Source organism: Actinoalloteichus caeruleus, from assembly GCF_049311605.1.
GTDB classification, from domain to species: Bacteria; Actinomycetota; Actinomycetes; order Mycobacteriales; family Pseudonocardiaceae; genus Actinoalloteichus_B; species Actinoalloteichus_B caeruleus.
On record NZ_CP186005.1, the window covers coordinates 1357672 to 1379731 of the forward strand.

The 22060-nt window shown below is 73.5% G+C and carries 20 protein-coding genes; 9 read left to right on the forward strand and 11 right to left on the reverse strand.

Annotated elements, in window-relative coordinates:
* Nucleotides 1–158 precede the first annotated feature (158 nt).
* Nucleotides 159–1010: a sulfurtransferase gene (locus ACOJVX_RS06090; protein WP_103055612.1), complete on the forward strand. Its 852-nt coding sequence runs from the start codon at nt 159–161 to the stop codon at nt 1008–1010.
* Between the two features lie 22 nt (nt 1011–1032).
* On the opposite strand, the gene ACOJVX_RS06095 is transcribed toward ACOJVX_RS06090, so the two are convergent.
* Both ACOJVX_RS06095 and ACOJVX_RS06100 read right to left on the reverse strand, forming a co-directional pair.
* Complete coding sequence (locus tag ACOJVX_RS06095; RefSeq protein WP_418154825.1) at nt 1033–1692, reverse strand: DUF3558 family protein; 660 nt, start codon at nt 1690–1692, stop codon at nt 1033–1035.
* Between the two features lie 328 nt (nt 1693–2020).
* Entirely contained in the window at nt 2021–2692 is a 672-nt protein-coding gene (locus tag ACOJVX_RS06100) for a FadR/GntR family transcriptional regulator (RefSeq protein ID WP_026418320.1), read from the reverse strand.
* Between the two features lie 342 nt (nt 2693–3034).
* On the opposite strand from ACOJVX_RS06100, the gene ACOJVX_RS06105 reads away from it, so the two are divergent.
* The 3 genes from ACOJVX_RS06105 to ACOJVX_RS06115 all read left to right on the forward strand — a co-directional run bounded on the left by ACOJVX_RS06105 (nt 3035) and on the right by ACOJVX_RS06115 (nt 7716).
* Nucleotides 3035–3448 (forward strand): four-helix bundle copper-binding protein, encoded by a 414-nt coding sequence (locus tag ACOJVX_RS06105; RefSeq protein ID WP_026418322.1) that lies wholly within the window; start codon nt 3035–3037, stop codon nt 3446–3448.
* 257 nt (nt 3449–3705) lie between these two features.
* Complete coding sequence (locus tag ACOJVX_RS06110) at nt 3706–4866, forward strand: acetoin utilization protein AcuC (protein WP_422647317.1); 1161 nt, start codon at nt 3706–3708, stop codon at nt 4864–4866.
* A 105-nt stretch (nt 4867–4971) separates the two neighbouring features.
* On the forward strand, nt 4972–7716 hold the full coding sequence (locus tag ACOJVX_RS06115; RefSeq protein ID WP_026418324.1) for a GNAT family N-acetyltransferase: 2745 nt from the start codon (nt 4972–4974) through the stop codon (nt 7714–7716).
* Between the two features lie 132 nt (nt 7717–7848).
* On the opposite strand, the gene ACOJVX_RS06120 is transcribed toward ACOJVX_RS06115, so the two are convergent.
* The 3 genes from ACOJVX_RS06120 to dtd all read right to left on the reverse strand — a co-directional run bounded on the left by ACOJVX_RS06120 (nt 7849) and on the right by dtd (nt 10392).
* Entirely contained in the window at nt 7849–8337 is a 489-nt protein-coding gene (locus tag ACOJVX_RS06120; RefSeq protein WP_026418325.1) for a hypothetical protein, read from the reverse strand.
* Between the two features lie 383 nt (nt 8338–8720).
* Nucleotides 8721–9695 (reverse strand): sigma-70 family RNA polymerase sigma factor, encoded by a 975-nt coding sequence (locus ACOJVX_RS06125; RefSeq protein ID WP_026418326.1) that lies wholly within the window; start codon nt 9693–9695, stop codon nt 8721–8723.
* Between the two features lie 271 nt (nt 9696–9966).
* The gene (gene dtd / locus ACOJVX_RS06130) at nt 9967–10392 is read right to left on the reverse strand and encodes a D-aminoacyl-tRNA deacylase (RefSeq protein ID WP_418154829.1); all 426 of its coding nucleotides are present in this window, start codon (nt 10390–10392) and stop codon (nt 9967–9969) included.
* A 109-nt stretch (nt 10393–10501) separates the two neighbouring features.
* On the opposite strand from dtd, the gene ACOJVX_RS06135 reads away from it, so the two are divergent.
* Nucleotides 10502–10816: a DUF3099 domain-containing protein gene (locus tag ACOJVX_RS06135; protein WP_026418328.1), complete on the forward strand. Its 315-nt coding sequence runs from the start codon at nt 10502–10504 to the stop codon at nt 10814–10816.
* Between the two features lie 92 nt (nt 10817–10908).
* Here the strand turns inward: ACOJVX_RS06135 and ACOJVX_RS06140 are convergent, their stop codons facing one another.
* Nucleotides 10909–11901, reverse strand: coding sequence for a carbohydrate kinase family protein (locus tag ACOJVX_RS06140; RefSeq protein ID WP_418154830.1), 993 nt, complete (start codon nt 11899–11901; stop codon nt 10909–10911).
* Nucleotides 11898–12827, reverse strand: a complete 930-nt coding sequence (locus tag ACOJVX_RS06145; RefSeq protein ID WP_026418329.1) for a pseudouridine-5'-phosphate glycosidase — start codon at nt 12825–12827, stop codon at nt 11898–11900. The genes ACOJVX_RS06140 and ACOJVX_RS06145 overlap by 4 nt, the downstream gene beginning before the upstream one ends.
* 60 nt (nt 12828–12887) lie before the next feature.
* On the opposite strand from ACOJVX_RS06145, the gene ACOJVX_RS06150 reads away from it, so the two are divergent.
* The gene (locus tag ACOJVX_RS06150) at nt 12888–13154 is read left to right on the forward strand and encodes a DUF3039 domain-containing protein (RefSeq protein WP_026066095.1); all 267 of its coding nucleotides are present in this window, start codon (nt 12888–12890) and stop codon (nt 13152–13154) included.
* Between the two features lie 81 nt (nt 13155–13235).
* Here the strand turns inward: ACOJVX_RS06150 and ACOJVX_RS06155 are convergent, their stop codons facing one another.
* The gene (locus ACOJVX_RS06155) at nt 13236–14450 is read right to left on the reverse strand and encodes a YihY/virulence factor BrkB family protein (RefSeq protein ID WP_422647318.1); all 1215 of its coding nucleotides are present in this window, start codon (nt 14448–14450) and stop codon (nt 13236–13238) included.
* Between the two features lie 224 nt (nt 14451–14674).
* On the opposite strand from ACOJVX_RS06155, the gene ACOJVX_RS06160 reads away from it, so the two are divergent.
* Complete coding sequence (locus tag ACOJVX_RS06160; RefSeq protein ID WP_418154837.1) at nt 14675–16432, forward strand: DEAD/DEAH box helicase; 1758 nt, start codon at nt 14675–14677, stop codon at nt 16430–16432.
* Nucleotides 16433–16487: 55 nt separating this feature from the next.
* Here ACOJVX_RS06160 and ACOJVX_RS06165 read toward each other — a convergent pair whose 3' ends face one another.
* The 3 genes from ACOJVX_RS06165 to ACOJVX_RS06175 form a co-directional block, all read right to left on the reverse strand.
* A complete protein-coding gene (locus ACOJVX_RS06165; protein ID WP_026418332.1) occupies nt 16488–16919 on the reverse strand; it encodes a CBS domain-containing protein in 432 nt (143 codons plus the stop codon).
* A gap of 116 nt (nt 16920–17035) precedes the next feature.
* Entirely contained in the window at nt 17036–18163 is a 1128-nt protein-coding gene (locus tag ACOJVX_RS06170; RefSeq protein ID WP_016699383.1) for a glycosyltransferase family 4 protein, read from the reverse strand.
* Nucleotides 18163–19620: a glycosyltransferase 87 family protein gene (locus ACOJVX_RS06175; protein WP_422647319.1), complete on the reverse strand. Its 1458-nt coding sequence runs from the start codon at nt 19618–19620 to the stop codon at nt 18163–18165. The genes ACOJVX_RS06170 and ACOJVX_RS06175 overlap by 1 nt, the downstream gene beginning before the upstream one ends.
* A gap of 309 nt (nt 19621–19929) precedes the next feature.
* Here ACOJVX_RS06175 and ACOJVX_RS06180 point away from each other — a divergent pair, with 309 nt between their 5' ends.
* On the forward strand, nt 19930–21243 hold the full coding sequence (locus ACOJVX_RS06180; RefSeq protein WP_051313809.1) for a sensor histidine kinase: 1314 nt from the start codon (nt 19930–19932) through the stop codon (nt 21241–21243).
* Entirely contained in the window at nt 21240–21920 is a 681-nt protein-coding gene (locus ACOJVX_RS06185) for a response regulator (protein ID WP_026418334.1), read from the forward strand. Before ACOJVX_RS06180 ends, ACOJVX_RS06185 begins: the two co-directional genes overlap by 4 nt.
* Nucleotides 21921–22060: the final 140 nt, after the last annotated feature.

Genomic DNA, 22060 nt, shown 5'->3' on the forward strand with positions numbered 1-22060 from the left:
CGCCATTCTAGTCGTCTGTTCACACAGTGTTGTTCCCCCTGACAGCCGCCGGGGACGGACCGCGCGGAGTCTGGAACCGTATCGGACGGCAACGACATTCCCCGACCGTCGCGCGCCTCACCCCGCGCGCGGCGATCCGCGGACGAGAGAGGTGGGACATGGGGCCACTGGTCACCCCCGACGAACTGGCCGAACGGCTCGGCGCCGCCGGACCGACGACCCTGTTGGACGTCCGGTGGAGCCTGACCGGACCGCCCGGGCGGGAGGCGTATGACGCCGGCCACCTGCCTGGTGCTGTCTTCGTCGACCTCGACACCGAGCTCGCGGGACCGCCCGGTGCAGGAGGACGACACCCGCTGCCGGACGCGCAGCGCCTGGGCGCGACGCTCCGCGCGGCTGGGGTCGGCGCTGGTCGACCGGTGGTCGTGTACGACGCGGTGGACGGGTCCGCCGCCGCCAGGGCCTGGTGGCTGCTCCGCTGGGCCGGCCATCCCGAGGTGGCGGTGCTCGACGGGGGGTACGCCGCGTGGGTCGGCGCTGGTCACCCGGTCACCACCGAGGTGCCCGCGGCACGCCCTGGCGACTTCGAGGTCGTCCCCGGGTCGATGCCGGTGCTCGGCGCGACCGAGGCCGGCGCGTTGGCCGGGACGGGCCTGTTGCTCGACGCGCGCGCCCCGGAGCGGTACCGGGGGGAGGTGGAACCCGTCGACCCGAGGCCAGGCCACGTGCCCGGCGCGGTGAACGCGCCCTTCGGCGCCCACGTCACCGAGGAGGGGCGGTGGCGGAGCCGGGAGGAGCTGGCCGCCCACTTCGCCGGTCTCGGCGTGCGGCCGGGCCAGGAGGTGGGTGTCTACTGCGGGTCCGGTGTGACCGCGTGTTCGGTGGTGCTGGCCCTGGAAGCCGCCGGGGTCCGGGAGGCTGGCGCGCCGGCGGCGCTCTACCCGGGGTCCTGGTCGGAGTGGTCGTCCGACCCGGCCCGGCCGGCGGTGCTGGGGCCGGATCCGCGCTGAGCGGGACAGGCCCCGACACCGGTCAGCCCGCCGGCAGCCGCTCGACGGCGATGCTGATCGCGTTCTCCACCTGCGCGCAGTAGTCCCCGTCAAGCATCCCCAGGGAGTCCAGGTCGAACCGGAGGGCGTCCGGGGCGCCGTCCGTGGCGATCTGCACGGAGATGTCGCAGCGGCCGGGGTTGTACAGCTTGAAGGCGCTGTTGCCGGCGATGGTCATCGGCGCCACGTCGGAATAGGTGTAGTCCTCGACCACGCTCGGGCCGAACCCGGTGAACTGCATCTTCGTCCACGGGCTCGCGCCGTCGAGCGAGATCTCCCACTTGCACTCGTCCGGGAACTCGTCGCCGCCCGCCTCGATCTCGACCGCGTCGGCGCCGAGCAGCTCGCGGAGTTCGTCAGAACTCAGCAGCTCGCACACCACGACGCCCTCGGAGGTCTTCACGGTGCCCACCTCGCCGGTGGGCACCTGGGGGACCCCGTCGAAGCCGAGGTCGGCCTCGTCGTCGGTGCCGGGGAACGCGGGTTCGGTGGCCGGCGGGGCCGGTGCGTCCGACGACCCGGTCTGCCCCTGGTCCGGTGCCGCGCCGAGGGGGATCGCGGTTCCGGACACCTCGGTGGCGCACGCGCTCAGCCCCGCGGCCAGCAGCAGAGCGCCGACGGCGTTCCAGGTTCGCCTCGTCATGAGGGCCCGCCTTTCCACGGCACGGGCCGTCGCGACGATCGCCGGCGGGCGTCGAAGGCGACGGCTGGGGTTGGACCGAGGGGCCTCGCCACGCGTGGCGTGGCACCACGCCCGTGTGCTTCCCGCGAGGTCCGCTTGACGGCAGAGGCTAACCCAGAGGAGTGATCATCGGCATCCGAATCGGTCAGGATCACGCGAAGGGCGGTGCCGGTGGGGTGGAGGCGAAGGTGTCCCTCCTGCGGGAGGAGGTTGTCCGAGCGGTCCCGGTCCCGTCACCCCGTCGTGGAGCCGACCGCCCGAGTCGCCTCGTCCGGTCGGGCCGTAGCCACTACAACGCGGTGCGCAGCCACTGCTCCACGCCCGCCACGTGAACGGTCGCCCAGGACCGCGCGACCTCCGCCTCGCGACTGATGATGGCCTCCGCGATCGCCCGGTGTTCGTCCAAGGTCCGGCGGACGGAGTCCTTCTGGGTCAACCCCCGCCACACGCGAGCCCGGTGCGTGGAGCTGGACAGGCTGTCGACGAGTGAGCAGAGCACCTGGTTCCCGGTGCCTTCCGCGACCCGCCGGTGGAACTCGATGTCGTTGGCGACCAGCTGCTCGATGTCGGTGTGGTCGGTGACCTCGTCGAGCAGGGGCAGCAGGCCCCTGGCGTCCTCGTCGGGCATCACCTGCGCCGCGATCGCCGCTGCCGCCGGTTCCAGGATGCGGCGCACCTCGAACAGCTGGAGAACGCTCTCGTCCTGGTGGAAGTCGACCACGAAGGCCACGGCGTCGAGCAACAACGCCGGGTCCAGGCTGGTGACGTAGGTGCCGTCGCCCTGCCGGACGTCGAGGACGTGGATCAGGGCCAGCGCGCGCACGGCCTCACGCAGGGAACTCCGGGAGAGGCCGAGGTGAGCGGCGAGGTCGGCCTCCCTGGGGAGCCGGTCGCCCGGCCGCAGCTCCCCGTCGATGATCATCTGTTTGATCTTCTCGATCGCCGAGTCCGTCAGCGCCACCCTGTCACCCACCGTCCACGTTCCGGCCGCCCCCAGGCGCGCGCCGTCACCAACAGTTTCCGTCACCACGCGGGGGTGCCGGCAGGCGCCCCAACCCCGTGGCCCAGGGGGGAGCCGCCGACCGGCCGGGCGTGGTCGGCGACGCGCGGGGCCCGCACATCGCGGACCGTGGGGCTCGGGGGCCGGTGACCCGGCGTTCCACGTCGCCCCTCGACGGGACCTTCGCGGTGAGGAGTCATGCCGCGACGGGGTACCCGAGCGGGTGGAGGACGCGAACCGCGCGGCGGCCCGGGTGGCCGGGCGAAGTCGCGGAGGACCACGGCAGGAGCAGGAGGAGCGGCCATGAGCACCGTGACGGACATGCTGAACACCTATCCGGCCGGTCTCGGCGCCGTCGACCGGACGGCCCTGGGCGAATGCGTCGAGGAGTGCCAGCGTTGCGCCCAGGCCTGCACCGCGTGCGCCGACGCCTGCCTGGCCGAACCCGACGACGAGTTGCCGATGCTGCGGAAGTGCGTGCGGACCTGCGCGGACTGCGCCGACGTCTGCGATGCCACCGCGCGTGTGCTCTCCCGGCACACCGGGTACGACGTGAACATCAGCCGCACCCTGGCGCGGGCGTGCGCGACGACCACGATCTCCTGCGCCGAGGAGTGCCAGCGGCACGCCGGCCGGCACGGGCACTGCCGGGTGTGCGCGGAGGCGTGCCGGCGGTGCGCCGACGCGTGCCAGCGCCTGCTCGCCAATCTCAGCTGACGTCGCGCGGCTGGCCGCCGGTCGCACCGGCGAGGGGCCGGTTCGGCCGCCCAGCCGGCGGACTCGCCGGTCGGCCAGGGAGGCGGCGCCGGTCCCGTCGCCCGTGCCGGTGGCATCCCCGACGCCCCGGGTGCGCCCAGCGCCCCTACCGGCGAGGACCGTGCCGGATCGTCGGTCAGCTGGCGGCCGGTGCGCCCCAGCCGTGACTGACCCGAACGGGCGACTCGGCGAGCGCCGTGCGGGGTACGGTCGGCCGCATGGACGCCGTGGTCGTGTGGGACGAGTCATATCTCGGTTACAACCTGGGGGAGCACCACCCGCTCAACCCGCGTCGACTCGACCTGACCATGCGCCTCGCCGGAGAGCTCGGGCTACTGACGGATGTCAGCGTCCTCCGGCCGCCCGAGGCGACGAGCGCGCAACTCACCCGGGTCCACGAGAGCGGGTACGTCGAGGCGGTGCGCGCCGGCCGTCGTTCGGTCGGCCTGCGTGGACTGGGGACGGTCGACAACCCCGTCTTCGACGGGATGCACGAGGCCGCGTCGCTGATCGCCGGAGGATCGTTGGCGGCGGCGCGCGCGATCCTGGACGGCGCCTCCCGTGCCATCAACATCGGTGGCGGCCTGCACCACGCCATGCCGGGGCACGCCGCCGGGTTCTGCGTGTACAACGACTGCGCCGTGGCGATCGCCTGGCTGCTCGACCACGGCGTGGAACGGATCGCCTACCTCGACGTCGACGTCCACCACGGAGACGGGGTCCAGACCGCCTTCTACGACGACCCCCGGGTGTTGACCGTGTCCGTCCACCAGCACCCCGCGACCCTGTGGCCGGGCACCGGACGTCCCGAGGAGCTGGGGACGGGCGCGGCCGAGGGGACGTCGGTGAACCTCGCGCTGCCCCCGGGTACCGGGGACGCCGGCTGGCGGCGTGCGTTCGAGGCCGTGGTCCCCGCGGCGCTCGCGGCCTTCCGCCCCCAGCTGCTGGTCACCCAGTGCGGCGCCGACACCCACCGGGAGGACCCGTTGGCGGACCTGCGGCTCACCGTCGACGGGCATCGGGCCCTCTACCGGCGGTTGCGGGAGTTGGCGGAGACGTACGCCGAGGGGCGTTGGCTCGCCCTGGGCGGGGGTGGGTACGCGCTCGCCCGGGTGGTGCCGCGCTCCTGGACCCACCTGATCGCGACGGTGCTCGACCGCGACCTCGCCCCGGGGACCGGCGTGCCGGGGGAGTGGGTTCGCTACGCCACCCCGTTCGCGGGGGGCGACGCCCTCCCCGCCACCCTGAGCGACGGGGTCGACCCCGGCTACCAGCCGTGGGACGGGACGGTCGACACCCCGGTGGACCACGCGCTGCTCGCCACGCGACGGGCGGTGTTCCCCCTGCTCGGGCTCGACGCGGATGACCGGCGGGACTGAGACCGGGGCGGACCCGGTGCGTGAGTGGCGCCACCCCCGGCCCGGGACGGGTAATCATGAGGCGGTTCGGAGCGACGTGTCAGGCAGGCGGCCCAGGGCGGAGTGATGACGGTGGACGACGGGCAGCGTGCGGGCGGCGACGATCCGGTCGAGGACCTCGGAGCAGGCGCGGCGGCGGACTACCCGAGGCACTGGCGGGCCGATGTCGTGCTCGCCGACGGCGGCACCGTGCACCTGCGGCCGCTGCGCCCGGCGGACGGGCCACGACTGGTCGAGCTGCACGCCAGGATGAGCGACCGGACACGGTACTTCCGGTACTTCGGGGCCTACCCGAGGATGCCCGAGGCGGACATGCGGCGGTTCAGCACCGTCGACCACCACGACCGGGTCGCCTTCGGCGCGTTCCTCGGCGACGACATCGTCGCCGTCGGCCGGTTCGACCGGCTGCCGTCGACCAGCTCCGCCGAGGTCGCCTTCGTCGTGGAGGACGCCCACCAGGGCCGGGGGCTGGGTTCGATCCTGCTGGAACACCTCGCCGCCGCGGCGCGGGAGCGTGGGCTGCGCCGCTTCGAGGCCGAGGTGTTGGCGGAGAACGGTCCGATGCTGCGCGTTTTCCGCGACGCCGGCTACTCGGTGCGGCGGGAGGTGGAGGAGGGCATCCTGCACCTGGAGTTCGACGTCGACCCCACCGAGCGCTCGGTGGCGGTGGCCAGGGCGCGGGAGCAGGCCGCCGAGGCCCGGAGCGTCCACAACGTCCTGCACCCCCGTTCCGTCGCGGTGGTGGGCGCCTCGGCGGACCAGGCCAAGGTCGGGCACGCCGTGCTGGCGAACCTGTTGGCGGCCAACTTCGCGGGGCCGGTCTACCCCGTCAACGCCGAACACCGGTCGGTGCGGGGTGTCCGCGCCTACGCCTCCGTGCTGGACATCCCCGACGAGGTCGACCTCGCCGTCATCGCCGTACCCGCGGCCCGCGTCGACGAGGTGCTTGACGCCTGCCTCGCCAAGGGCGTCAAGGCGTTGGTCGTCGTCACCTCCGGGTTCGGCGAGACCGGTGAGGACGGGCGTTCGCAGGAACGCCGCCTGGTCCGCGAGGCCCGCGCGCACGGGATGCGGGTGATCGGGCCGAACGCGCTCGGCGTGGTCAACACCGACCCCGAGGTGCGGCTGAACGCGACCCTGGCGCCGCGCCTGCCCGGCCGGGGGAGGGTGGGGTTCTTCTGCCAGTCGGGGGCGCTGGGAGTGGCGATCCTGGCGACCGCCGCCAACCGGGGACTCGGACTGTCCACCTTCGTGTCGGCGGGCAACCGGGCCGACCTGTCCGGGAACGACCTCCTCCAGTACTGGCAGACGGATCCGGCGACCGACGTCGTCCTCCTCTACCTGGAATCGTTCGGCAACCCCCGCAAGTTCGCCCGGTTGGCGCGCCGGCTGGGACGGACCAAACCCATCGTCGCGGTCAAGTCGGGTCGACACGCCGTCAGTCCCGCGCTGCGGGCCACCTCGGTCCCCGTGGACGAGGCCAGCGTGCAGGCGCTGTTCGAGCAGTCCGGGGTGATCAGGGTGGAGTCCCTAGCCCAGCTCTTCGACACCGCCCTCGTGCTGGCCAACCAACCGCTCCCCTCGGGCGACCGGGTCGCGGTGGTCGGCAACGCGTCGGCCCTGGGGGTGCTCGCCGCCGACGTCGCGCTCGCCCAGGGGATGAGGGTGGCCGGTGATCCCGTCGACGTCGGGGCGGGGGCGGGCCCGGAGGAGTTCGGTGCGGCCGTGCGCGACGCGGTGCGGCGGGAGGACGTCGACGCGGTGGTCGCGGTGTTCGTGCCCCCGCTGGCCGTGTCGGGAGCCGAGTACGCCCGCGCGCTGCGCGCGGTCGTCTTCGAGGACTCGCTCGCGGCCGCGAAACCCGTGGTGTCGACCTTCCTCGCCGCCGAGGGGGTCCCGGAGGAGCTCGCGGTGGGCGGAGCCGACGGCACGGCACCCGGCTGGGGTTCGGTGCCCTCCTACCCCAGCCCGGAACGGGCCGTTGGCTCCCTGGCGAGGATCGCCAGGTACGCGCGGTGGCGGTCGGCTCCGCAGGGTGACTTCGTCACCCCGGCCGGTGTCCGGACGGACCAGGCGAGGTCGGTCGTGGACGGGTGGATGGCGGATCCGCCGGAGGGCAGTGCCGAGGAGGCGGACGGCGGATGGCGGCTTCCCGACGAGGAGGCGGTGCGCCTGCTGCGCTGTTACGGGGTGGACGTCGTCGACTTCCGCCGGGTCCGCGGTTCTGGCGCGGCGGTGCGGGCGGCGGCCGAACTGGGGTACCCGGTGGTGCTGAAGTCACCGGACCGGCGGTTGCGGCACCGCAACGACCTCGTCGGGGTGCGGCTCGACCTCGACAGCGCCGACTCGGTGCGGGCCGCGCACCGGGCGCTGCGGGACCTGTCGGGTTCCTCCGAGGTCTACGTGCAGCGGATGGCGCCGAAGGGCATCTCCTGCGTGGTCGGGGTCCAGGACGACCCCTCCTTCGGCGCGGTGCTCTCGTTCGGGCTGTCGGGGATCGTCACCGACCTGTTGGGCGACCGTGCCTACCGCGCGGTGCCGCTCTCGGACGTCGACGCGTCGGAGCTGGTCCGAGCCCCGCGCGCCGCCCCGCTGCTCACCGGCTACGGCGGGGGTGAGCCGGCGCGGCTGGACGCGCTCGAGGACCTGGTGTTGCGGGTGGCGGCGTTGGCCGAGGACGTGCCCGAGCTCCGGGAACTGAGGTTGGAGCCCGTGTTGGCATCCTCGGCGGGAGCGTTCGTGACCAGCGCGACCCTCACCATCGGGCCGCCTCCCACCCGGACCGACACCGGGCCCCGGCGGCTGCGCTGAGTTGAGGGGCCCGGAGTGGCCCCCGGGGACACCGTTCCGGGCGCGCTGGCGTCGGGGGTCCTCGGACCACGACACCCCGGGGACCGCGAGCCGGCGGTCACCGGCCGGGTCCCCGGGGTGGGGCCGAGTCCGTCAGGAGGAGGGCGGTCCGACGGTCTCGGTCTCGAGGACGACGGTTCGGTCGCCCAGGGGCTGGTCCAGGTCCACGCTGACCGCGCGGAACCGGATGTCCATCGTGCAGGGGCCGGAGGTCGGGATGTCCTCGGTGAGCAGGAGCGTCACCGACTCCTCGTCCTCGGTCGCGGAGGCGCTGACCGTGCCGCATCCGCCCTCCTGGCCCATCGCCCCGAGGACCGCTCCCTCGTCGAGGGTCCAGACCTCGACCGGGTAGCCCTCGTCGATGGCAGCCGTGTCGACCTGTTCCTCGGGGACGTCGACCGCCTCGGCCGGGCGCGTCTCGGGTTCCTCCGCGCTGGGCGGGGCCTCCTGCTCGCTGCTGGTCGGAGGTGCCTGGGACGGTTGGCCACCCAGCCCGACACCACTGTCTTCGTTGGAGTCGGCGCAGGCGGAGATCCCCAGGAACAGGACGCCGGCGCCGACTGCGGTAGTAAGGCGTCTCATGCTCAGGAGACGGACCCGCTGGTCCGGCGGGTTGCCTCGGTGCCAGGTTTTTTCTCGTCCGTGGGGGCTGGGTACTGGGGGCCCGCGCCGTCCCCGGGGCGGGAGCCGAGGCGCTTCCGTCCCACGTCGGGACGGGCGCGGAGTTCCCGGACCGCGTGGACGCCCGGTGACGAGGCCCGGGACTCGGTACCGCGCGCGATGTCGCCCGCGGTCGTCGGCCTGGGTGCCCCGGCGCGGACGGCTCGGTGTTCGCGCCGCGTGCCCGCGTGGCGGCCGGCACCGGAGCGGCCCGGCCTGGTCCGGTGCCGAGGTGGGTCCACCGTCGGCGTGGCGCCGGGGCGGTGGGAGGCCGACTCGTCCTGACCCCGGGTGGGTCCTCGGCGTCAGGACGCGTACGCGCGCAGCCGCTCGGCCCGGTCGCCCTGCCGCAGCTTCGCCATCACCTCGCGCTCGATCTGGCGGACGCGTTCCCGGGAGAGCCCGAAGGTGCGGCCGATCTGGTCGAGCGTGCGCGGCTGACCGTCCTCCAGCCCGTACCGCAGGCGGATGACGTTCTGTTCGCGCTCGTCAAGAGTGGCGAGAACCCGGCGGAGGTCGTCCTGGAGGAGGCCGGAGATCACCGCGTTCTCCGCGTCGGTTGCCTCGCCGTCCTCGATGAAGTCACCCAGTGGGGCGTCCTCCTCCGCGCCCACCGGCATGTCCAGGCTCACCGGGTCACGGGAGTGGTCGAGCAGGTCGGACACCTTGCCCACCGGGAGCCCCGACTCGTTGGCCAGCTCCTCGTGCGTGGCCTCCCGCCCCAGCTGCTGGTGCAGGTCACGCTTGATCCGCGCGAGCTTGTTCACCTGCTCGACGAGGTGCACCGGGAGGCGGATGGTCCGCCCCTGGTCGGCCATGCCCCGCGTGATGGCCTGCCGGATCCACCAGGTGGCGTAGGTCGAGAACTTGAAGCCCTTCGTGTAGTCGAACTTCTCGACGGCGCGGATCAGTCCGAGGTTGCCCTCCTGGATGAGGTCCAGCAGGGGCATGCCCCGGCCCGTGTAGCGCTTGGCCAGGCTGACCACGAGCCGGAGGTTCGCCTCCAGGAGGTGGTTCTTGGCCCGGTGCCCGTCCCGCACCAGTGCGCGCAGGTCGGAGCGACGACCAGGGGACAGCTCGGGGTCGGTGTCGAGCACGTGCTCGGCGAACACACCGGCTTCGATACGCTTGGCGAGGTCGACCTCTTGCTGAGCGGTCAACAGAGCGGTACGCCCGATCCCGTTGAGGTAGACCCGAACAAGATCAGCGGCCGGGCCCTGCGCATCGATGTCCGCCTCGGCGTAAGCTTCCGAAGTAGGGACGGTCTGCGGGACGGTCATTGACTTACCTCCCTGTCGGGATGCTGGAGCGCCGCGTCGGCGGGCGCGACGCGTCAGCGGAGGCCCGGGGATTCGCGCCACCGCTGCCGGGTTCCCAGGCCGTTGTCGACGTTTGCTACCCGCTCAACGCGGTGGATCGCGGATTCGTTCCCGTTCCGTTGCCAAAACGCGGTCGTGCACGTCACAGAAGTGGCGTTGTCACCCGAAGGGAGTAGTGGCGTTACTCGGGAGTGGGGTCTCGTGACGGGGACGGCTGGCACATCCGACGACGTCAGACCTCCACGAGCACCGTGAAGGGGCCGTCGTTGACACTCTCGACCGCCATGTCAGCCCCGAACTGGCCAGTGGCGACGGTCGCTCCCCTCTCCCGCAGGTCGCGCACCACCTCCTCGACCAACGGCCGCGCGCGTTCCGGTGGTGCCGCCGCGGTCCAGGACGGCCGGCGCCCCTTCCGAGTGGCCCCGTAGAGGGTGAACTGGCTGACGACGAGCAGGGGTGCCCCGCTCGTCGCACAGGACTCCTCGTCCCGCAGCACCCGCAGTTCGTGCACCTTCCGCGCGAGCGCGCGCGCCTCGTCCGTGCCGTCCTCGTGCGTCACGCCGACCAGCACCAGCAGTCCTGGGCGCTCGATCTCGCCGACGGTCCTCCCGGCGACCCGCACCCGGGCCCGGGTGACCCTGGACACCACCGCTCGCATTCGGGCACCTCCCCACCACGAGGACCGTCCCCGAGGATGTCCGGACCGTACCCGGCGCCGGCCGGGGCGTCGTCGCCGACAGTGAGACGATGGGAGCGGAGGTGGTCTCGTGGCCGATTCACCGGCGCAGTCACGGCCCGTGCTCATCACGGAGGCCGCGCCGTCGCAGGACGACCAGCTCGCGGCGCGCCAACGCAAGTACATGATCATGATGTGTGTCCGAGGTGGCTGCGTGATCGCCGGCGTGCTCTGCTACCAGATCTGGTGGCTGGCGTTGCTGCTGGTCGCGCTGTCGGTGCCGTTGCCGTGGATGGCGGTGCTCATCGCCAACGACCGACCGCCGAAGAAGGCGGAGCGGGTGAGCCGGTTCAAGCGCGACCACCGGCGTCTTGAGTCGCGGGAGCACACCGTCATCGACCAGTAGCTCGCCGAGCCCGCCCCGCCGGGGCCGTCCGGCGCCAGGCGGGGTGGGCGCTCCGGGTGGGGAGGCGGGAACCGGTCCCCACCCGGCGGGACTCAGGCCGAACCGACGGCCTCGGGCAGCGACCGGATGACCGGCGGGGTCGCCGACGGGGGCTGCGCCCCGACGTGCCGCACCGCCTCCGTGCCCGCGAGCACCCCGGCGGCCAACGCCTCCCGTGCCGAGGCGCCCCGCAGCCAGGCCGCGACGACGCCGGCGTCGAAGGCGTCGCCAGCCCCCGTGGAGTCCGCGCACTCCACCTGCGGCGCTGGCACCCCCCGCACGCCGTCCCGGTCGACCCACCAGGCGCCCTCGGCGCCGCCGGTCACCGCCACCGCGCCCACCAGGTCCAGCAGCCCTTCGGCCGACGAGGGGTCGGCCGAACCGGTCAGGGCCAACAACTCGTCCTGGTTGGGCAGCAGGAGGTCGACCCCGCGCACGGCCTCCAGGAAGTCCTCCGAGCCCTCCCTGGTGAGCAGCACGGCCGCCTGCGGGTCCACCGAGGTGGTGAGCCCGGCGGCCCTGGCCCCCCGCAACGCGGCCAGACCCGCGTCCCGGGAACTCGCGTCGAGCAGCACGTACCCCGAGAGGTGGAGGTGGCGGGGCGCGGACCACCCGGGTGTCCCGGCGAGGGCGGTGCCGTCGATGACGGCCGGGTTGACGTCCGACGGGGAGAACCGGGCGTTCGCCCCCCGGTCCGGCACCATCGTCCGTTGCCCCGTGCCATCGACCAGGACGATCACGCAGCACGTGGGCTCGTCGGGGTCGACGGCGAAGGCGCAGCGCACGCCGGCGGCTTCCAACTCCGTCTCGGTCTGCCGGCCCGCGGCGTCATCCCCCACGCGGGCGACCAGCACGGGGTGAACCCCCTCCCTGGCCAGCCAGGCTGCGGTGTTCGCACCGGCACCGCCGGCGGTCATCCTGATCCGAGCCCGGGTGTCCCCTCCGGTGACGAGCGGGTCGCGGTGCCTGGCCACGATGTCGAGACCGGCGTCGCCGACCACCACCACGGTCGGGGTGCCGTTCCCCGGCGGCGCGGTGCCCGTCATGCCCGCACCGGTCCGGACCGCTCGGAGATGGCCACGGCGACGTCGGCGGCGACCTCGGCGTTGTGCACCACCAGGCCCTCGTTGGCGACGAGGCTCGCGCCACCGCTGCCCGAGTGGAAGTGCTCGAGGAGAACCGGTGTCACGTCCTTGCCCCGCACGTCCCGGCTCCTGAGCAGGTCGAGACCCTCGCGCAGCAGCCGGTCGTGGAGGTCCCGGTCCATCTCGACATCCGAGGGCACCGGGTTGGCCACCAGCACGCCGGAGTCGCCCGGGACCTCGGTCCGGTGGGCGAGCACGGTCGCCGCGACCTGGTCGGCGGTGTCCACCCGCCACGGGGCCGGCAGCCCGGAGTCCCGCAGGTAGAAGGCGGGGAACGCGTCCGTCCGGTACGCCAGCACCGGGACGGAGTAGGTTTCCAGCACCTCGAGGGTGGCGGGGATGTCCAGCACCGACTTGACCCCGGAACACACCACCACCACCGGGGTGCCGGCCAGGACCCCCAGGTCAGCCGACACGTCCCAGCTGGTCGCCGCCCCCCGGTGGACGCCGCCCAGACCTCCGGTGGCGAAGACGCCCACGCCCACCGAGTGGGCCAGGGCGCAGGTGCTCGCCACGGTCGTCGCCCCGCTGAGCCCCAGCCCCAGCACGGGACCCAGGTCACGCTGGGACAGTTTCACGAGCCCGGCGTCGGGATCGCACACCCGGTCGAGCTCGTCGTCGGACAACCCGATCCGGGCGACCCCGTCGAGCACCGCGATGGTGGCGGGGACGGCGCCCCGCTCCCGGACCACGGCCTCCAGCCTGGCCGCCACCTTCCGGTTGTGACCTGGGGGAAGCCCGTGGGCGAGCAGTGTGCTCTCCAACGCCACCACCGGCCGGCCTTCCCGGACCGCGGTGGCGACCTCCTCGCTCGCCCGCGTGCGCATGGAGCTGACCACGCTCCGCCTCCTTGTTCTCGTTCACCCCTGGTCGAACCATGGGGCATCATGGGTCATGTGAGTACGCCGACCCAGACTCTGCCTGATGTTGACACGCGGCCGGAGCACACCGAGGACACCGGTGGCGACGAGCCGAAGATGTTCCACTACGTGCGGAAGAACAAGATCGCCGAGAGCGCGGTCATGGGCACGCACGTGGTGGCGCTCTGCGGCGAGGTGTTCCCCGTCACGCGGTCGCCCAAGCCGGGCGCTCCGGTCTGCCCGGACTGCAAGAAGATCTACCAGTCGCTCCCGCCCGGCGGCGGTGACAGCTGATCCGGCGGCGGCCGCGCCGCTGAGCGCGGCCCCACGGACGGGCCCGGGCCACGAGCCGGGGGTGGTTGCGGTGGGTACCGGTCAGCCCCGGCGCCCTTCGTCCCCGTCGTCCTCCACCCGCCGGTGGCGTCCGCCGCCCCTCCGTTCGGGCTGACCAGCCGCCTCCCCTTGTGGCGTGGCGGGCCGCGCGGCTCCGCCCGCGTCGACCGGCCGCCCCGCTTCCTCCTCCAGTTCCACCAGGTCGGCGGCTGGTCCCGCCTCGCCCGAGCCCGCCGGCGGGCCGTCCTCGTCGCCCGAGGTTCCGTGTTGGACCTGCCAACGGCGTTGGCTCTCCTCGCGGCGCAGCTGTTCGGCGACCCGTTCCATCCCGAGCCGCCGCCACCGGCGCCGCTCGCGGTGGGTCATCTTCGCCGGCCACATCTCCTGGATCGCCGCGTTGAAGTGGGCGCCCAACACGATGGCGAACCCGATGAAGAACGCGAACAGCAGGAACGCGATCGGCGTCGCGAGCGCCCCGTAGGTGTAGCCGGTGCCGGTGACCCAGGTGATGTACCAGCGGAGCCCAGCGCTCGAGACCAGGAAGACCGCCATCGCGAGCAGCGCTCCCGGCAGCCCCCGGTGCCACGGCAGTTTGTGCGGCAGCGCCACCTTGTAGAACATCGCCAGCGCGATGACCAGCAGGACACCGGTCACCGGGTAGTAGAAGTAACCGAGGATCTCCACGAGCGTCGGCCGCCAGCTCTCCGGGAACAGGTGCGGCAGCATGTCGGGGCCCAGCGCGACGACCGGGAGCCCGATGATGGCGACGACGAGGCCGGCGAGGTACAGCAGGAGCGAGAACAACCGCTGCCACACCGCGTTCCGCACGTCGTACTGCCGGTAGGCGACGGTGACCGCGTCCACGTAGGAGGAGATGGCCGAGGACCCGGCCCACAGCGAGATGACGAAGCCCAGGGAGACGATCTCCCCCCGGCCTCGCGTGAGCACGTCCTCCACCGTGGGAGCGATGATCTGCTGCACGACGTTGTCGCTGAAGATCGTCTCGCTGAACGTGATGATCTTCCCGTGGATGTTGTCCACGAGCTGTTGGCCGAACCACTCACCGAGGAAGCCCAGGCTTCCGAGCAGGCCGAGCAGCAGCGGGGGCAGCGACAGCGTCGTCCAGAAGGCCGCCTCGGCCGCCTCGGAGAAGATGTTGTCGTTCCAGGCACGTGACACGGTTCTGCCCGTCAGCCGCAACGGCCCCCGCCGGGGGGGCGGGGTGCTGGTGGCGTCGTGACTGCTCTGAGGACCCATCGTCGGTCAAGGATGCGCTATGCGACGGTCCGCCCGCGTCGCGACCCCGGTCGAACGCCGCCCACCGCGTCGCGCCACGGCGGAGCCCGGGTCGGCCGGTAAGCTGTCCGGGCCCTCACCGCGTCCCTGGTGCGCACCGTCGTGTGAGGGCCTTTTGCGTGTCCGCGCCCGGCCTCGTGCCCGTCCACCGGAAGGGGTGCCAAACACTGGTGACCGAGTCGCAGATCGGGGTCGGTACTCCGGCCTCCACACCGGCGGCGGAGCAGCCACCGCCCGCCCGCCCGCTGCGGACCTGGCAGCGACGGGCACTGACCCGGTACCTGGCGACCGGGCCCGCCGACTACCTGGTGGTGGCCACCCCCGGGGCGGGCAAGACCACCTTCGGCCTGCGGGTGGCCTCCGAACTGCTGGCCGACCGCAAGGTGGAGGCGGTGACGATCGTCGCTCCCACCGAGCACCTGAAGCACCAGTGGGCGGAGGCCGCGGCGCGCACCGGCATCGCCATCGACTCCCACTTCCGCAACGCGGCGGGCGCCCACTCCCAGGACTTCCAGGGCGTCGCCGTCACCTACGCGCAGGTCGCCGCCCACCCGACCCTGCACCGGGTCCGGACCGAGCGCCGCAAGACGCTGGTGATCCTGGACGAGGTGCACCACGCGGGGGACGCGTTGTCCTGGGGGGACGCCGTGCGGGAGGCCTTCACCCCCGCCACCCGGCGGCTCGCCCTGACGGGGACGCCCTTCCGCAGCGACGACACGCCCATCCCGTTCATCCCCTACGAGCCGGACGGGGCCGGGGTGCTGCACAGCCGGGCCGACCACTCCTACGGCTACTCGGACGCGCTGAAGGACGGCGTGGTCCGGCCCGTGCTCTTCCTGGCCTACTCGGGGGAGGCCCGCTGGCGGACCAACGCGGGCGACGAGTACGTGGCCAGGCTGGGGCAGCCCCTCAGCAAGGAGGAGACGACCCGGGCGTGGCGCACGGCGCTGGACCCGTCCGGGGAGTGGATACCGTCGGTGCTCGCCGCCGCCAACACCCGACTGCACCAGCTCCGCGCGGCCGGGATGCCGGATGCCGGTGGGCTCGTCATCGCCTCGGACCACGTCACCGCGAAGGCCTACGCGAAGATCCTCGAACGGGACACCGGGAGCGCGCCCACGGTCGTGCTCTCCGACGACCCCACGGCCTCCAAGCGGATCTCCGAGTTCTCCGACTCCGACGAGCCGTGGATGGTGGCCGTCCGGATGGTCAGCGAGGGGGTCGACGTCCCCCGGCTGGCGGTGGGCGTCTACGCCACGAGCGCCTCGACACCGTTGTTCTTCGCGCAGGCCATCGGGCGTTTCGTCCGGTCGCGGCGACCGGGGGAGACGGCGAGCGTCTTCCTGCCCAGCGTGCCCGTCCTGCTGGAGCTCGCCAGCCAGCTGGAGGCTCAACGCGACCACGTCCTGGGCAAGCCGCACCGGGAGAAGGAGGGGTGGGACGACGAACTCCTCGCCGAGGCGAACCGGCAGCGCGACGAACCGGGCGAGGACGAACGCGCCTTCACCGCCCTGGAGGCCAGCGCGGAGCTCGACCAGCTCATCTACGACGGTTCCTCGTTCGGCACCGCCGCCTTCGCCGGGACCGGGGAGGAACAGGACTACCTGGGGCTGCCGGGACTGCTCGAACCCGACCAGGTGCGGGCCCTGCTCCGGCAACGGCAGGACCAGCAACTCGCCGAGGCCTCCCGCAGGAAGGCCGCCGCCGACGCCGAGGCCGCGGCGAGACCACCCGAGCCCAAGGCACGGCCGAGGAACGTCTCCGAACACCTCACGGCGCTGCGCAAGGAGCTGAACACCCTCGTGGCGCTCCACCACCACCGGACCAGGAAACCCCACGGGGCGATCCACAACGCGCTGCGGAGCCACTGCGGCGGACCGCCCACCGCGATGGCCACCGTGGAACAGCTGGAGGAGCGGATCGCGACCCTGCGGTCCTGGTGAGCCTCGGGCGCCGGGCCCTACCGTCCCGGCGCCCGGCCAGCTCGGTGGAGCGGGTTCACGCCGAGGCGGCGGAGGGCGCCTTCAGCGCCTCGATGAGTTCGCCGAGCTGTTCGGCGCTGACATGGCCCACCAGGTCCGCCTCGCTGACGATCCCCACCAGCCGGTGGTCGTCGATGACGGGGAGGCGCTTCACCTGGTGCCGTTCCATCAGGTCGATCGCCTCCGACACGTCGGCCTCGGCGCGCACGCAGAAGGGCCGGCCCTCGGCCAGGTCCGACACACTGGCCCGCGTCGGGTCGTGCCCCTCGGCCACGCACTTCACGACGATGTCGCGGTCGGTCACCATGCCGTGGAGCTTGTCGTCGTTCCCGCACACCGGCATCGCGCCCACGCCGAGGTCCCGCATCCGCCGCGCCGCGTAGGACAGGGTCTGGTTCTCACCGACGCACTCGGCGCCCTGGTGCATCAGTTCGCGAACGGCAACCATCAGGGGCCTCCCTCTGTTCGTCACTGGTGCTGTTCAGCCTGACCTCCCAGACGTACCCGGGTGGCGCGGCGGTCAACACGTCACCGGGCGGTCGAGTACGGCGGCCCGCCCCGCCCTCAGAGCCGCAGCAGCTCGGCGAGGGTCCCGAAGGAGTCGTCCCAACTCCAGTGTCGGCGCGCGAAGTCCCTGCCGGCCCGCCCCATCGCGGCGGCGCGCTCCGGGTCGACCAGCAGGTCCACCAACCGGCCCGCCACCTCGGACACGTCCCCACCGTCGACGAGGTGGCCGGTCCGGCCGTCCTCGAGCGTGTCCGGCGCCCCGCCGGAACGGCCGACCAGCACCGGCAGCCCACTGGCGGCGGCCTCCAGGAACACGATCCCCAGACCTTCCGGGTGCAGGCCCAGCCGGCGGGTGCGGCACGGCATCGCGAAGACGTCGGCGGCGGCGTAGTACGGCGCCACCGCGCCGTGGGGCACCGAGCCGGCGAGGACGACGGCGTCCTCCACTCCCCGAGCCGCCGCGATCGCGCGCAGGTGGGCCTCCTCCGGCCCGCCTCCCACCACCAGCAGGGTGGCCTCGGGCACCCGTTCGCGGACGAGCGGCAGCGCCTGGACGAGCGCGCGCTGGTTCTTGATCCGCACCAGCCGGGACACGCAGAGGACCACCGGGCGCTCGCCCAGCCCGTGGCGGTCCCGCACCACCCGGCCCTCGGGCGACGGGCGGAAGACTGTGGTGTCCACCCCGGGCCGCAGCCGGCGGGCGGCCGCCGCGGCCCGCGCGCTGAGCACCGGGACGATGCGCCGCCGGGTGTAGTCACCGAGGTAGGTCACCACGTCCACCCCGTCCCCGACGCGCCGCAGCGCGGAGCGGGCCCCTGGCAGCGAGGCCCACCACACCTCGTGCCCGTGGGTGGAGGCGACCAGTCGGCGGATCCCCGCGGCGCGCAGCGGGCCGGCCAGCAGCCCCAGGGGAGCGGCGGCGCCGAACCAGACCCGGTCGCAGCCGTGGGACGAGGCCACCTCCGCCGCGTGTCGGGCCACCGCCCGGGTGGGCAGCAACGTCCTCGCCGGCGAGCGGACCACGGGGAAGGGCAGTGCCCTGTCGAACTCCGCCGCACCCTCGGCGCGGGAGGTGAGCACCACCACCGACCCGCCGGGGAACCGCCGCACCACCTCGTACACGAAGGTCTCGATGCCACCCCGACGGGGCGGGAAGTCGTTCGTGACGACGAGTGTCCGGCCCATCAGCCCTCGCCCCCCAGCGAGCTCAGCGGCTGTCGAACGCCGGTCCCCGCACCGGGACGCGCGTGCGGCCCGGTGCCTCGGATCTGGGCGGCGGCCGGAGCGGGCGGCCGCCGTGGCGCCGCGCGCATGACCTCCGGTCGGCAGGCGATCAGGAAGAACAGCAGCGCCACCGGGTAGGCGAGGTACCCGAACCTGGTGGCCGGCATCAGCAGGACCGCCACGGTGAGGCCCGTCGCCAGCAGTGTCACGGCCTCCCGGAGGTCGCGGGGCGGCCGGCGGAGCGTCCACAGTCCCAGCAGGCCGGCGGCCAGACCGAGCAGGACCAGGGACAGGGCCGGGCCCCCCGGTACCAGCGTGGAGAGCAGGTGCCCCGGCAATGGGGACGCCGCCGGCGAGGACACCTCGGTGAGCCCCGGCGGGAACCGCACCACGTGCGACACGAACGCCGAGGGGTCGACCAGCAGGGCTGGCACGGTGACCGCCGCGACCGCGCCGCCCCCGACGAGCGCGCCCAGCAGTGCCCGCCGCGCCCCGAACCGTCCCGCGAGCAGGGCGCAGACCACCACCAGGGCGGGTACCGCCATCCACTTGACCGTGACCGTGACCGCGAGCCCGACCGCCAGCCCCGCCGACCCCGCTCGCCCCCGGGAGGCGAGCGCCAGGGACAGGCAGGTCAGCCCGATCGTCGGCAGGTCCACGCCGCCCACCACCACCGGCAGCGCGACCAGCGGGCAGCAGAGCAGGACGGGCAGCAGCCGCCACCCGGACGGCCTCGCCAGCCGGCCGGCGCTCCCACCCGCCACCCGGACGGCGAGCGCGACGGTGCCCAGGAAGAACACCGCGAACCACCAGCGGGGATCACCCGCGACACCGGGACCGAGCAGCACCCGGGGCAGGCCGAAGACAGCCAGCGCGGGCAGGTGCGGGTTGTGGTCGTACACCTCGGTGGGGTCGGACAGGTAGGGCGTGCCGGTCGTGACCAGCAGCCGCCCCGCGTCCTCGGTGACCCGGACCTCGGGCTGCGTCACCCCCGAGACGGTCAACACCAGAAGCGGCGCCACGACCGAGCCGAGGACGGCGCACCCCGTCGCGACACCCGGCACGCCCGGCCGGGGCCCCGCCGGGCCATCGGGTCCGCCGTACGTGCTCGCCGACCACCAGGTCCAGCCCGCCGTGACCAGGGCCGCCGCCCCGTAACCGAGCAGCGCCCCGCCCGCCCACACCCGGTGGGCGGGCGACGACGTGACCAGGAGCGTGGCCAGCGCGATGAGCGCGAACGAACCCCACACGACCGGTACCGACCACCGGGACCCCACCGCCGTCCACACCCAGCCCCGCGCCCGGACCAGCCAGCCCAGCCTCCCGCCACCGCGCCCACTCGCCGCGTCCTCCCCGGCAGGAGCCAGCGAAGCAGGACCCCGCCCCGCCACCACGTCCCGCGTCGTCGCCACCGTCATCGCCCCTCCTCCTGGTCGGCACCGGACGCCGACCCGACGGGACGCTAGGCACGGGGAGAGGTGGGAGTCGTCACGCCCGGGGACCAGGTCTCGGTGCTCCTCCAGGCGGAGCCGGGTGGTCGGGTAGGCATCCTCGGTGGGGACCGCTGAGCATCACCGCGGGTCACGCCCCTCCACCCCGGCGCAGACCCGGTCCAGGCCGGTTCGCCCACGCGTCGCCCGCCGCCGGCAACCTCCGACCACGGGATGAGGAGCGGGCCCACCGCGAGGTGGACGCGCGCCGCCGCCGCCGGTCCCTAGCCTCGTCGCATGAAGCAGCGAGAGGACCCCCGCGACCAGCTGGCACGCTGGCGGACGGCGGCGGGTTCGCGGTTCCGGGAGTTCTGGACCGAGGAAAGGCCACCGCCACCGGGTCGCGCCGGGCGCGTCGTCTGGACGCTGTTGACCCTCCTGGCGGGGATCCTCGGGGTCACGGTGTTCTTCTACACGTCCGACCATTACAGCAAGGGCGCGCTCGAACTGCTCCACGGTCTTCCCCGGCTGCTCGTCGCGGCGCTCGTGTGCGCCCCCCTCGTCGTCAGCCGCTACCGACCCATGACGGCCTGGTCGCTCTCCCTGGTGGGCGTGGTCGTCCCCCTGCTGGCGCAACCCGTGAACGAGTACGCCGTCTGGCCGTGGCTACCGCAGGCCGTCGCCGTCTACCTCGTGGTCCAGTACCAGGTGGCCGCCCACCGACCCCCAAGAGTGGCCATCACGGCCTGGATGACCATGCTCGCGGTGGGGCCGCTGGTCGCCTGGGCGGTCGCGGGCGCCTTCACCGGCACCTCCGTCCCCTCCCTCGGATGGTTCTCCGTGCTCTCGGGAGTGGCCCTGCTGGTCGGGTACAACGTGCGGCTGCGCCGGCAGGCGAGCGCGGAGCTCCACCAGCAGGAGCGGCTCAGCGCGACCGAACGGGGCCGGCGGGAACTGCTGGAGGAACGGGCTCGTATCGCCAGGGAACTGCACGACGTCGTCGCCCACCACATGTCGGTGATCGCCGTCCAGTCGGCCACGGTGTCCCGCCGGCGCAAGGGCATCAACGAGGAGGCCCGGGAGGAGTTCGACTCCATCGCCGCCGCCGCCCGGACCTCGCTCGGTGAGATGCGGCGGCTGCTCTCGGTGCTGCGCGCCGACGACAGCGAACCGGAGACGGAACCGCAGCCGCACCTGGACCGGCTCGGCGAGGTCGTCGACGCGACCCGGCGCGCGGGCACCCCGGTCTCGCTCGACCTCGGTGACCTGCCGGAGGACGTCCCGGATCTCGTGCAGCTCACCGCCTACCGGACCGTGCAGGAGGCGCTCAGCAACGTGGTGCGGCATGCCTCGGGTGCGACGAGCAGCGTGGAGGTGCGCGGGGACGGCCGAGGTCTCGTGGTGTCGGTGCGCAACGATCGACCGCCGGCCGACCGCCCCGGGGTGGCGAAGTCCGGCGACGGCTACGGCCTGCTCGGCATCCGCGAGCGCGTGGCCCTGCTCGGTGGGGAGACGATGATCGGTCCGACACCGGCCGGTGGTTTCCTGGTCACCGTGGTCCTACCGCTGGCGGAGCCGGGTAGTGGAGCCGACGAGGGGGAGAACAGGTGATTCGGGTCCTGATCGCGGACGACCAGTCGATGGTGCGCGCCGGCTTCGCCGCCCTCCTCGACGACGAGGAGGACATCGAGGTGGTCGGTGTCGCGGCGAACGGCGAGCAGGCGGTCCGCGAGGCCAGGGCGACCCGCCCCGACGTCGTCCTGATGGACGTGCGGATGCCGGAGATGAACGGCCTGGAGGCCACCCGGCGCATCCTCGACCCGCCGGCCGGTTCCCCCGCCGCCGCGCCCCTCCCCAGGGTGCTGATGCTGACCACCTTCGACATCGACGACTACGTGTACGAGGCCCTGCACTCCGGGGCGAGCGGTTTCCTGCTCAAGGACGCCGAACCCGAGGACCTCGTCGCGGCCGTACGGATCGTCGCTGCGGGGGACGCGCTGCTCGCGCCCTCCGTCACCCGGCGGCTGGTCGAACGCTTCGCCGCGAACCCCCGCCCGGGGTCGCTTTCGCGGACCAGGCTCAACGACCTCACCGAGCGGGAGGTGGAGGTGCTCCGCCTCATCTCCCGAGGCAGGTCCAACCTGGAGATCGCCCAGGACCTCTTCGTCGCCGAGGCGACCGTCAAGACCCACGTGGGCCGGATCTTCGCCAAACTCGGCCTGCGGGACCGGGCACAGGCCGTCATCGTCGCCTACGAGACGGGGCTCGTCGCACCTGGGAGCGGGTGACCGGCCCCGCGCCGACGAGGGCTCCGGAGCCGCCGGCCCCGTCCGGGACACCGCGAGCGGCGCCGGCCGCCCGGCGCTGTCGAACGTCGTCGATGGTGTAGCGGACTCGTCCTGTCGGACGCGGCGAACGGCGGTGCCGT